An 11,988-nucleotide genomic window follows, 5' to 3' on the forward strand; every position below is an offset into this window, starting at 1 on the left:
GGCGCTGCGCGGTCCGCTGCCCGTGGCGCAGGGGGCGCCGGGCGCACAGGGCGACGCACTGCCGCCCGTCGTGGTGGAAACGTCACCGCTGGCCGGGGAAGAACTGTCCCTGGATGGCACGGTGACGTTTTATTTCGATCAAGCGATGGATCCGGAGACAGTCGGTGCCGCGTTTGAGCGGGATCCGCTCATCGGGGGCACGCTGAGCTGGCCGACGGACAGCACTGCCGTGTTCACGCCCGAAGAAGGGGTGTTGGCGCGCGCGACCGAGTATAGGTTTACCATCACCACCGCTGCGACCTCGGCGGACGGCGTGCCCATGGAAGAGCCGTTCACGCTGACGCTGCGAACGGTCGGTTATCTGGAAGTGACCGAAGTGCTGCCGAACGATGGCGCGGAAGTCGTCGTGGGGCAGACCTTTACCGTGGTCTTCAACCGGCCCGTCGTGCCGCTGGTGTCGGTGGAGGACATGGGCGATCTGCCGACTCCGCTGACCTTCGATCCGCCGGTGGTGGGCGAGGGCGAATGGCTCAATACGTCGATTTACGTGTTCACGCCCACGGAGCCATTGATCGGCGGCATGACCTACACCGCGACGGTCAAGGCCGGGCTGGAAGATGTGACCGGCGGCGTGCTGCAAGACGACTACAGTTGGAGCTTCACCACTGCCGCGCCGCGCGTGACCGACGTGACGCCCGGCGGGGACACGTCGAACGTCAGGCTGGAAACGGCGGTGACGGTCACGTTCAGCCAGCAGATGGATCACGCCACGACCGAAGCCGCGTTTACGCTCGCGCGGCCTACCCCCGATTACGTGCAGCCGACGCTGGCACCCGCGCCTGAACCCGGTCCGCCTTCGCAGGCAACGCTCCCGCCAGGGGCGGAATCCGTCGCGGGGACGTTCTCGTGGAGCCAGGGCGATACCAAACTGACCTTCCAGCCCGACGAGATGCTCGATCTGGGGCAGCAGTACATGTTCCTGGTCGATGCGAACGTGGCGACGAGCGCGAACGGCGCGCGGCTGGCGGAAAGTTACATGACCGGGTTCACCACCGTGCCGCTGCCCGCGATCCTGTACACGTCGCCCTCGGACGGCACGCCGGACGCCTATCCCTACGGCGGCTTTTCGATCACGTTCGCCAGCCCGATGGACATCGACAGCCTGAAGGACAAGGTGATCATCGAGCCGGAGCCGTGGCGCGAGTTCGATACCTATTTCTACGACTACGACAACACGTACCAGCTTTCGTTCGATACCGAGCCGAGCACGGAATACACGATCACGATCCTGCCCGGCATGATGGATCGCTATGGCAATACCATCGACGAGGGGCTGGTCGTCAACTACCGCACCGCACCGTACGATCCCGAGTTGACGCTGCAAGTGCCGGGCCGGGCGGGGCTGTACAGCGCGTACAACCCGTCGACGCGCGTCTTCCTGACGCACCGCAACGTCTCGCGCGCGGATCTGAGCCTGTGGCACGTGTCGCTGCCGACGTTGGCCGAGCTGACCGCGTACGACGCGTGGGATGCGTGGTCGTCGTATACGCCCGGTCCCTCCGATCTGCTGCGCGAATGGTCGATCGACCTGAGCAGCCAGCAGGATCAGCGCCGTTATGAACTGCTGTACATCTCCGACACGGGGCCGAGCGGCATTTCCAACGTGCAGTGCCTTAGCGCGCCCGATACGCAGATCAAAGTGGGCGACGTGGCGATCGTCACGCAGGAAGACAACCGCCCGCTGAACGTCCGCCAGGAGCCGAACCTGACCGCGCAGACGGTGGTCCAAGTGCTGCCGGGCGATACATTCCAGGTGATCGACGGGCCGCGCTGCGAAGGCGGCTACCTGTGGTGGCAGGTCCGGCTGGACAACGGCACGGTGGGCTGGTCGGCGGAAGGCGACCAGGATCACTACTACTTCGCGCCGCTGTTGACGACGCCGGAAGATCCCAACCTGCCCGGCAGCGCGGCGGCGCCTGAGTCGCTGGCTCCCGGCGCGTACTATCTCGAAGTAAGCGCGCCGGAGACGGCTGAGGACGGCTACGATCCGCAGCGGCACCTGATGATCGTCTCCAACGTCAACGTCACCATGAAGTACAGCCCCAAGACGGCGCTGGCGTGGGTGACGGACCTGGAAACCGGGGAACCGGTCGCCGGGGCGCAGGTGATCTTCTACAACGGGAGCTACAACCCCATCGGCCAGGGCGTCACGGACAGCACCGGGTTGGCGGCGGTGAACCTGCCGGACCTGGACGAGACATACATGTACTCGACGCTGTACGCCACGGTCAACGACGGCGGGTTGTTCGGCTTCGCGCAGAGCAACTGGACGGACGGCATCACGCCGTGGCAGTTCGACGTTTCCACCGACTACCAGCCGGAAGATCTGTTGGTGTACCTCTACACCGATCGCCCGATCTACCGCCCGGATCAGCCGGTGTACTTCAAGGGCATCGTGCGCAACCGGGACGACGTGATCTATACCGTTCCGGCGCTGAGCGAAGTGCCGATCAAGATCTACGACGACCGGGGCGAGCTGATCTACGAACAGACGCTGCCCGTCACCGCCGAGGGTTCGTTCAGCGGCGAGATGACGCTGGATGCCGACGCCCCGCTCGGGTACTACCGCATCGTGGCGGAGCTGCCCAGCAACAACCGCGACAGCTTCAGCGTGAGCTTCAGCGTGGCGGAATATCGTGCGCCGGAGTTCCAGGTAAGCGTCGTGGCGGACCAGACCGAAGTCGCGCAGGGCGACACGATCCGCGTGCTGGTCGAGGCGAGCTACTTCTTCGGCGGCGCGGTCTCCAACGCGGACGTCAGCTACAGCGTGCTGTCGAAGGACTACTATTTTAACTACAGCGGCCCCGGCTACTGGTCGTTCGTAGATAACAACTACGACAACTACGCGCCGGAGTACTACAGCTCGACCGGCGAGGCCATCGTCGAAGGCCAGGGCCAGACCGACGAGATGGGCCGTTACCTGATCGAGATCCCCGCCGACCTGGGCGACAAGGGCATGAGCCAGACGTATACCATCGAGGCGCGCGTCACGGACGAGAGCGATCAGCTCGTGGCCGGGCGCGTCGAGGTGGTGGTGCACCAGGGTCTCGTCTACGTGGGCCTCCAGCCGGAGGAATACGTGGGGCAGGCCGAGAAGGAAAACACGATCAACGTGCTGGCGGTGGACTGGGACGGCAACCCCGTCGCGGGCCAGGACGTCGAGTACGAGGTCGTGGAGCGGCGCTGGTTCAGCGTGCAGGAAGAAGACGAGATGGGCCGCACCGTCTGGACGTGGGACGTGGAGGAGAACCCCGTCGAAGGGGCGACCGGCACGGTGACCACGGACGAGGACGGGCTGGCGCACGTCGTCTTCACACCGCCCTACGGCGGCGTGTACAAGGCGTACGCGCGCACGACCGACTCGGCGGGTAACAAGGTCATGTCGAGCGCGTTCATGTGGGTGAGCGGCAGCAGCTTCATCAACTGGCGGCAGGAGAACTCCAACCGCATCCAGCTCATCACCGACAAGGACGAGTATCAGGTCGATGATACGGCGGAGATCCTGATCGCCAGCCCGTGGCAGGGCACCGCGTACGCCCTGATCACGGTCGAGCGCGGCGACATCCTCCAGCGCGAAGTGCTGCGCCTGGACACGAACAGCACGGTCTACCGCCTGCCGATCACGGGCGAGTTTGCGCCCAACGTGTTCGTCAGCGTGATGCTGGTCAAGGGCGTGGACGAGAACAACCCCACGGCGGCCTTCCGCATGGGCATGACGCAGATCAACGTGGACACCAGCCGTCTGGTGATGGACCTGGAAGTGACGCCGAACGTGGACGTCGATGCCGGGGAATTTGCCGGACCGGGTGACACCGTGGAATACACCATCAAGGCGACCGACTGGCAGGGCAGCCCGGTTCCCAACGCGGAAATCGGCGTGGGCCTGACCGATCTGGCCGTACTGAGCATCGCGGACGCCAACAGCGCCGACCTGCTGCCGTACTTCTACTCCGAGCGCGGCGTGAGCGTGGCGACGGCGTCGCCGCTGACGATCAGCGTGGACCAGGCGACGCAGGTCATCATCGACACGATCAAGGGCGGCGGCGGTGGTTACGGCGAGGGCGGCATCTTCGACGTGCGCCAGGAATTCGTGGACACGCCGCTGTGGGCCCCGGACCTGATCACCGACGAAAACGGCGAGGCGACGGTATCCGTCGTGCTGCCGGATAACCTGACGACGTGGCGGCTCGACGCGCGCGCGGTCACGACCGGCGCAGACGGGCCGATGCTGGTCGGGCAGACGACGTTCGACCTGCTGAGCACCAAGCCGGTGCTGATCCGCCCGGTGACGCCGCGCTTCTTCGTGGTGGACGACCAATCCACGCTGGCGGCGGTGGTCAACAACAACACCGACGAGGCGTTGGTGGCCGAGGTGACGCTGGAAGGCACCGGCTTCCGCGTGGCGGAGGGCACGGACCTGACGCAGACGGTCAGCATCCCGGCGAAGGGCCGCGTGCGCGTGAACTGGCCGGTCCAGATCCTGGACGTGGGCAGCATCGACGCGACGTTCTACGCCAACGCGGGCGACGGGCAGTATACCGACGCCAGCAAGCCGCCGCTGGGCCAGGGCGACGATCAGACGCTACCGGTGTACAAGTACGAAGTGCCGGAGACGGTAGGCACTGCCGGGACGCTTTACGGCCCCGAAGCCAGCAGCCGCACCGAAGCCGTCGCGCTGCCGCACCGCTTCGACGTGACGCAGGGCGACCTGACGATCCGGCTGGATCGTTCGCTGGCCTCCGCGACCATCGACGGGCTGACGTGGCTGCGCAACTACCCGTACTACTGCATTGAGCAGATCATCAGCCGCTTCCTGCCTAACGCGATCACCTATCGCGCGCTGCAGGATCTCAACATCGACAACGCCGAGCTTGAAGCGAATCTGTCCGTGCAGGTGAATTACGCCTTGCAGCGGCTGTATTCGCAGCAGAAGGTAGACGGCGGGTGGGGGTGGTTCCCGCAGGACGAATCCAACCCGCTCGTGACGGCCTACGCGATCATCGGTCTCGTGGAAGCACAAAATGCGGGCTACGCCATCGACCAGGACGTGCTGTCGGGGGCGGTCCAGTTCGTGCAGGGATCGCTGATCGACGTGCGGCAGGTCGAAACGACGTGGCGGCTGAACCGGCAGGCGTTCCTGCTCTACGCGCTGGCGCGCGCCGGGCAGAGCGACGTGTCGCGCACGGTCCAGCTTTACGAGCAGCGCGACGTGATGCACTACTACGCGCAGGCGTATCTGGCGATGACGTTCCACCTGATCGATCCCACCGACAACCGCGCGATGGACCTGATCAGCAACATGTCGAACGGCCTCGTTATGAGCGCGACGGGCGCGCACTGGGAAGAAGCGGACACCGACTGGTACAACTGGAACACCGACACGCGCACCACCGCGCTGGGCCTGATGGCGATGGTCCAGATCGATCCCGAAAACCAGATGATCCCCAACGTCGTGCGCTGGCTGATGGTCGCGCGGAACGCGGATCACTGGGAGACGACGCAGGAAACGGCCTGGGCGGTGATGGCGCTGACCGAGTGGATGGTCGTCAGCGGCGAGCTGTACCCGGACTATACGTTCGGCGTGACGCTCAACGGCGACTCGCTGGCGCTGGACGATAACACGGCCTCGCCGGATAACGTTCAGGATACGGAAACGCTGCGGATCGAAGTGGCGGATCTGCTTCAAGACGAGGCGAACGCGCTGACGATCAGCCGCAGCGCGGGCGACGGCAACCTGTACTACACCGCGCACCTGACGGCTTACCTGCCCGTGCCGGAAGTCGAGGCGCTGGACCGGGGCATCATCCTGGTGCGCAAGTACAGTCTGGTGGGCGATCCTGACGCCGCGCCGATCGAGTCGGCGGAAGTTGGGCAGGCGGTGCAGGTGTCGCTGACGATCATCGCGCCGAGTGACCTGCACTACGTCGTGATCGAAGACCCGATCCCGGCGGGTTCGGACGCGGTCGATACGCAGTTGAACACGACCAGCGTCGTCGGCACGCAGCCAGAACTGACCCGCGCCAACCAGCGCGAGGGCTGGGGCTGGTGGTGGTTCTCCAACATCGAGATGCGCGACGAGAAGGTGGTGCTCTACGCCACGTATCTGCCGCGCGGCACCTACCAGTTCAACTACGTGATCCAGCCGGGCATGGCGGGCGTGTACAACGTGATCCCGGCCACCGGGCAGGAGTTCTACTTCCCGGAGGTCTACGGGCGCACGGCGGGTACGACCTTCACCATCACGGGCGGCACGGAATCGGGTGCAATGGAACCGGCGGAAGAACCGACCGCCACGGCGGAGCCGGACGCGACCGAAGCCGCGCCGGAACCGGTCCCCACCGAGGACGTAACTGTCGAGGCCACGGCTGAGGCGACTGCCGACGCGGGATAAATATCCCCAAGCTGCAACGTATGCAGGGGCGCGATCACCGGATCGCGCCCCTTTTTTGTGTTCCGGTACAGCGTCAGGGCAAAAGCTGCTGCTTGAGCACGCCCGCCAGCCAGTGCTCGTATTCGTCGTCGGACCAAGCCGCTGTGCCGACCAGCTCCTGATACACTTCCGCACGCGTCAGCGCCAGGAAGATGTCGGCGGCGCGCTCGGGATCCAGATCGGGGTGCAGGTGGGGGGCCATGCCCGCGACGAACCGTGAGAGATTCGCGCGGCGACCGCCCAACGCCTCGGCCAGTTCGGCGGCGGCTTCGGGATCGGCGGCGGCGGCGCTGTGATAGACCGCAATCAGAGCGGCGCTGGCTTCCCATTGGCGGCGCGTGGCGTGGGCAGCCATCTCCAGGCGGCGCGCGGGATCGGGCTGCTGCGCGGCCTGGGCGTAAATTTCGCGCTGGCCCGATTCGCTGTGCCACGCCTGCCGGATCGCGCGCAGGATGCCGCGCTTGTTGCCGAAGATGGCATACACCGTGCTGACGCCGACGCCTGCTCTGGCGCTGATGGCCTCGATGGTGGTGGCGACGTAGCCCTGATCCAGAAACAGATCGCGGGCTGCGTCCACGATGAGCTGCTGTGTTGCCAACGCCTGACGTTGGCGGTGGGTGAGGGGCTTGTTGACATTTTCCATGGAGTCAGTATATCATACTTCTACTCAGTAGAGTGAAACTCTATAGAATGGAGCAATACTATGCCCTCGGAATCCAACAAAGCTCGCATCGTTGACTTTATCGAGAGGGCCTTCAACCAGGGAGATCTCTCCCCGATTGATGGGCATTTCACGCCCCATGCCGTTGATCACCAGGAGCCGCCGGGAACCGACTTCAGCGTACACCTCAAAGAAGTGATCACGGCGCTGCGCACCGCTTTTCCCGATCTACATCTGGAAATCCACGATATGCTCGAAGAGGGGGACCTCGTCGCCTTCCGCTCAACCATGACTGGCACGCAACGCGGGCCGCTGGTTATGGGCCCGATGCACATTCCGCCTACCGGACGCCATATTTCCGTCGCCCACATGCATTTCATCCGCAGCGAAGGCGGCCAGACCACCGACTTGTGGCACGTCTGGGATCTGGCGGGTATGATGCGGCAGTTGGGTGTCATGCCCCAACAAGACGCCCGGCCTGTTTAGACGTCACTTTTTGCGCGGCACGGCCAGTCATCGACTCTGCGTCGAATAGGCCGCGCCGCGCCCCCGTGAGGAGAGTTCCGTGATGCAGCCTGCACCCGTCAAGCCGACCATCGCGTTCGACGTGCTCGACCAGATCGACGTCCGCGTGGGCACCATCGAGCGCGTCGAGGACGTGGACGGCTCCGACAAGCTCATGCGCCTGATCGTCAACTTTGGCGATCATACACGCACAATTTTGGCCGGGATCAAAAAGGAGCGCAGCGATCCGCGCGAGATCGAGGGCAAGCAGGCGCTGTTCGTGGTGAACCTCGCGTCGCGCAAGATGATGGGCGAGCTGTCCGAGGGCATGCTGTTCGACATCGGCTATTCGGACGGCGTGACGCCCGCGCTGGCCGTGCCGGAGCACCCCGTGCCGGACGGATCGCGGGCCGGGTAACGCAGTAGCGCGACCTCACCCCGTTCGCATATGCGCTTCGTCCCTTTCCGATCCGGGTGGAGAGGGGCGAAAATCAGTGCCGATCCACCGCGATTTTCCTTTTCGCCGTACGTGCGGCGGAAAGATGCAAAGCCTTATTACTCCGCCGGTTCCTCGTCTTCCGCGCCGCGCTCGCGCTCGTAGTGCTGCTTGGCCTTGGCGCGGTTGCCGCAGCTTTCCATGCTGCACCAGCGGCGGCTGCGGTTGCGGCTGCGGTCGTAAAACAGCCAGCCGCAGCCCCGGTCGTCGGCGCACTGCCCGATGCGGCCCCGATCCTCGGACGTGAGCAGGTCCGCCGCCGAGCGCGCGATCGGGCCGATCATCGCGTCCAGCGCGCCGGGTGCCATCTCCCATCCCCACTCGAAACCGTCCTCCGTGGCGACCAGCGCTGCGCGCGGCAGCGTGCCCGCCAGCGCATCGTTCAGCGTCGCCATGTCTTCGTCTGACGCAGGTTGATCTTCGATCATTGCGACCACAATGCGGTAAATCGCCTCGCGCAGCACCCGCGCGCGGCCCAGCACGACCAACGCGTCCGCCGGGTGCACGTCCGCCTGGGCGAGCGCGGTTTGCGCGGCGTCGTCCGGCAGTACACCGATCTGCGCCGCCCATGCGACGAGGTCCGCGTAGGTGTTCAGGTGCTCGGTTGGGTGGGCGCTGGCGTGCCACTCGTTTGTGTTGGCAAAGTCCAGGCAGATCCACCGTTCTTCAGGGTGATAGTGCTCAAGCTGGATCATGGCCCGTTCCTGTATCTAACCGGTAAAAAATGGTTGACTGGTTAGAATAAGTGTGCTATTCTATAACTATCATAAACAGTATAGCAGGTTAGAAAACGCACTTCAAGGCAGTTGGATTAGAGGAGCATCAGATGATCCCCTGGACGCACATCGAGATCGGGCAGATTCGCATCAACGAACTGCGCCATGCGGCGGATCAACACCGGATGCAGAAGGCGCTGCGCGCCGCCGTGCTGCACGATCCGGCGTACTGCCGGGCGCTGGCCTGGGTCGGACATCGTCTCGTGGCCTGGGGCGCACGGCTTGAGCGCCGTTACAGCCACGTACAACCCGCCGCGGTGGTCACTATGCCGCCGGTGGCGCAGAAATGGGACTGCTGTTGACGCACGAAGGAGCGCACGACCGATGATCAGCCGAGTGTGGCACGGATGGACCACCCCCGACCATGCCGATGCCTACGAAAACTTGCTCAAGACCGAAATTTTCACCGGCATTCAGGGGCGCGAGATCGAAGGCTACCGGGGCATTCAGTTGTTCCGGCGCGCGGTCGATGGCGAGGAAGAATTCGTCACCGTGATGTGGTTCGACAGCCTGGACGCCGTGCGCGCCTTCGCCGGGGACGATGTCGAAGCGGCGGTGGTCCCGGCGGCGGCGCGGGCGCTGCTCTCGCATTTTGACGCGCGCTCGCAGCATTACGACGTGCGCGAAACGCAGACTTTGCTTGCACCTTAGGAGATTTCATGCCCACGAAAACGGAACTTCTGGATAGGATTCGCGCGGGGCGGGTGAAGATCGCTGCGCTGTGGGTCGGCCTGACCGTCGACGAGATGCAGCAGCCCGGTTATAACCGCGAGTGGTCGGTCAAGGATCTGATCGCGCATCTGCTGTTCTGGGAGCAGTTCATGATCGAGCACGCGCCGCGCCTGCTGGCGGGCGACTCGCTGCCGCCGTTCGAGGTGGATCCGTTCAACCGGGAAGCCTACGAGACCAACCGGGCTCGCACGCTGGACGACGTGCGAGCGGCATTCCGCGCCTCGTACCCGCAGATCGAGGCGCTGGTGAAGGGCCTGCCGGACGGCGCGCTGGATCAAAAACTGGCGGCGCTGGACGGCGCGGCGCTGGGGGATTTCGTGGCCTGGAATTCGTCGGGGCATTACGAGGAGCACATCGACGCGCTGCGCGCGTGGTCGATGCGGCTCAAGGCCGAGCGCGCGTTCACCTCTCCCAAGCGATCCTCGCTGGAGCTGGTGCGCCGCAGCGCGGTACGCCGCCAGCGCGCCCGCTAGGGGGATGGTCACGATTCGCAGTTGATCCCGTCCGGCGCGGTGACCGGCCACAGCAGCGCATCCGTGACGTGATCGGAGACGGACACCGCTTCGTACGCGAGGCGCGTGTCCGTTTCGCGGTGGCAGTCGCGCCGGACGCGCAGGTAAAAATAGGAGGCCAGCAGCAGGTAAAAGGGCAGCGCGTAGCGGAATTCCAGCCAGATCGTGCCCCATACCGCTTTGAGCAGCGTCACACTTTCCGCCTGGTTGACGCCCTTGTTGGCCACGTCGTACCGCTCGCGCCGGAGCTGCCGCACGAACAACAGCAGCGTCAGCGCCACGAGGCCGACGAGGATCAGCGCCGGGATCAGATCCACTTGTTCCCCTCCTAATGCCGCAGCTCGCGCACGTTGTCCGCGATGATCAGCAGTCCCACGGCCATCACGCCGGTGATGGCGATCTCCCAAAAGAACGTGTAAATCAGCAGCAGGGTGGAAACGATGCTCAGCGCCAATGTCGCGCGCACGATCAGCGGCTCGATCTCGCGCTGGAACAGCGCCTCGATCAGCACGAACAGGCCGAGCAGTCCCGCCAGCCCCAGCACCCAGTGGGACGTGCTCAGGTAGAGCAGCACGAAGCCCACCAGCAGCAGCCCCACGCTGAACGCCGCCCAGCTTTCGGCCAGGGCGCTCACGCGGATGTCCTCCGCGCTCTGCGGCTGGTGCACGCGACGGATATGCGCGCGCGGATCGCCGTAATCGCCCGCCTCGACCTGGGCAAGCTGGCGCTCGCACGCCTTGATGATTTCCTCGCGCTCCGCGATGCTGTCCATCAGCCCGTTCAGCGCCCGTTCGGCGGCGCGCGTTTCCGCCCAGGTGATGCGGTAGGCGTCTTCGAGATGCGGCTGGTCGCGCAGGGCGCGGGAGCGTGCATACAACTGCGCGACCTGTTCGCGCTGTACGAGCGCCTCGGCTTCTTCGCGGACCTGCATCTCGCGCAGCGCGGCCAGCTCTTCGCGCAGCACGTCGTCCATCGTGCCCGGCGGCTTGACCTTTTGCAGCCCGGCCCACCCAAGCGGGTTGTGCCATGCCCGGCGGATCGAGCCGTCGCGGTTGAACTTCGGCCCGGCGGGGGCGTTCTCGCCGGAGACAGGATCATGCGCGTAGAAGCCCCATAGGCCCCGGTATTCGGACACCCAGTCCGGCACGGGTTCAAGCAGGACGGGCGTCCAGGGTTTGTCGCCGCCCGGCCCAATGACCGAGCCGTCGCCGCGCGCGTAGTCTACAAACGGAATGCGAAACAGCCGGGCGATGTCGTTGGGCGGCGCGTCGGGATCACCCTGACGCAGCGTGATTCGCCAGAAGCGCTGAATCGCTTCCAACATGCGGATCAAGCGCTTGAACGGCGACAGGCTAACTTCGACCAGATACTCGCCGGGGGCAAAATAGCTGGCGTGCGATCCCGCCCCGGCGTAAACGACCGGATGCGTGCCGACCTTTTCCACTTCGGGATCGTCCCAGCGGCGGCGCAGGTCGTCGCCGGTATAGTCGTGCATGGCATAGGCGACCCACACCGGTTGGTGCTCGCCCGCGTCGCCCGCTTCAAGGTAGACGAAGATCTGCTCCCAGTCGGCCTCGTGATCATTGACACCGTGGAACGAGGAGCGCCAGTCGTTCATGCAGTAGAAAAACAGGTAGTGCAGCACGATGTAGCCGTCCTGCCGCAGCACCCGCCCGTAATAGGTGTAGCGCTCGTCGCGCGCCTGGATGGCGGCGTAGGCGACTTCAGCGGCGATGGTCGTGCCGCCGGGGACCGTGCCGCGCAGCAGCAGCGTGATGGTGAACAGCGCGTCCACGATGCGCGCCGTCAGCCCGACG

General features: G+C 65.0%; 10 protein-coding genes. 6 read left to right on the forward strand and 4 right to left on the reverse strand.

The genetic code is table 11. From position 1 onward, the window contains the following. Positions 1 to 22 precede the first annotated feature (22 nt). Positions 23 to 6,451, forward strand: a complete 6,429-nt coding sequence (locus tag V7116_RS23170; protein WP_324394363.1) for an Ig-like domain-containing protein — start codon at positions 23 to 25, stop codon at positions 6,449 to 6,451. Positions 6,452 to 6,524: 73 nt separating this feature from the next. Here the strand turns inward: V7116_RS23170 and V7116_RS23175 are convergent, their stop codons facing one another. Next, a complete protein-coding gene (locus V7116_RS23175; RefSeq protein WP_324394364.1) occupies positions 6,525 to 7,133 on the reverse strand; it encodes a TetR/AcrR family transcriptional regulator in 609 nt (202 codons plus the stop codon). Positions 7,134 to 7,193: 60 nt separating this feature from the next. On the opposite strand from V7116_RS23175, the gene V7116_RS23180 reads away from it, so the two are divergent. Together V7116_RS23180 and V7116_RS23185 are read left to right on the forward strand one after the other, a co-directional pair. Next, positions 7,194 to 7,637, forward strand: a complete 444-nt coding sequence (locus tag V7116_RS23180) for an ester cyclase (protein WP_324394365.1) — start codon at positions 7,194 to 7,196, stop codon at positions 7,635 to 7,637. 82 nt (positions 7,638 to 7,719) lie between these two features. Next, the gene (locus V7116_RS23185; protein WP_324394366.1) at positions 7,720 to 8,073 is read left to right on the forward strand and encodes a hypothetical protein; all 354 of its coding nucleotides are present in this window, start codon (positions 7,720 to 7,722) and stop codon (positions 8,071 to 8,073) included. 137 nt (positions 8,074 to 8,210) lie between these two features. Here V7116_RS23185 and V7116_RS23190 read toward each other — a convergent pair whose 3' ends face one another. Next, on the reverse strand, positions 8,211 to 8,846 hold the full coding sequence (locus V7116_RS23190; RefSeq protein WP_324394367.1) for a CGNR zinc finger domain-containing protein: 636 nt from the start codon (positions 8,844 to 8,846) through the stop codon (positions 8,211 to 8,213). A 131-nt stretch (positions 8,847 to 8,977) separates the two neighbouring features. Here V7116_RS23190 and V7116_RS23195 point away from each other — a divergent pair, with 131 nt between their 5' ends. From V7116_RS23195 to V7116_RS23205, 3 genes are read left to right on the forward strand one after another with little or no spacing between them, the layout of a single operon-like run. After that, a complete protein-coding gene (locus V7116_RS23195) occupies positions 8,978 to 9,229 on the forward strand; it encodes a hypothetical protein (RefSeq protein WP_324394368.1) in 252 nt (83 codons plus the stop codon). Between the two features lie 22 nt (positions 9,230 to 9,251). Further along, positions 9,252 to 9,578, forward strand: coding sequence for an antibiotic biosynthesis monooxygenase family protein (locus tag V7116_RS23200; RefSeq protein ID WP_324394369.1), 327 nt, complete (start codon positions 9,252 to 9,254; stop codon positions 9,576 to 9,578). 8 nt (positions 9,579 to 9,586) lie between these two features. Next, entirely contained in the window at positions 9,587 to 10,132 is a 546-nt protein-coding gene (locus tag V7116_RS23205; RefSeq protein ID WP_324394370.1) for a ClbS/DfsB family four-helix bundle protein, read from the forward strand. 8 nt (positions 10,133 to 10,140) lie between these two features. Here V7116_RS23205 and V7116_RS23210 read toward each other — a convergent pair whose 3' ends face one another. Next, positions 10,141 to 10,488, reverse strand: coding sequence for a hypothetical protein (locus V7116_RS23210; protein ID WP_324394371.1), 348 nt, complete (start codon positions 10,486 to 10,488; stop codon positions 10,141 to 10,143). 11 nt (positions 10,489 to 10,499) lie between these two features. Continuing rightward, positions 10,500 to 11,988: hypothetical protein (locus V7116_RS23215; protein ID WP_324394372.1), on the reverse strand; the 1,489-nt coding region annotated here is incomplete at its 5' end.

The organism is Aggregatilinea sp. (assembly GCF_036822615.1).
In the GTDB taxonomy this organism is placed as follows: Bacteria; Chloroflexota; Anaerolineae; order Aggregatilineales; family Aggregatilineaceae; genus Aggregatilinea.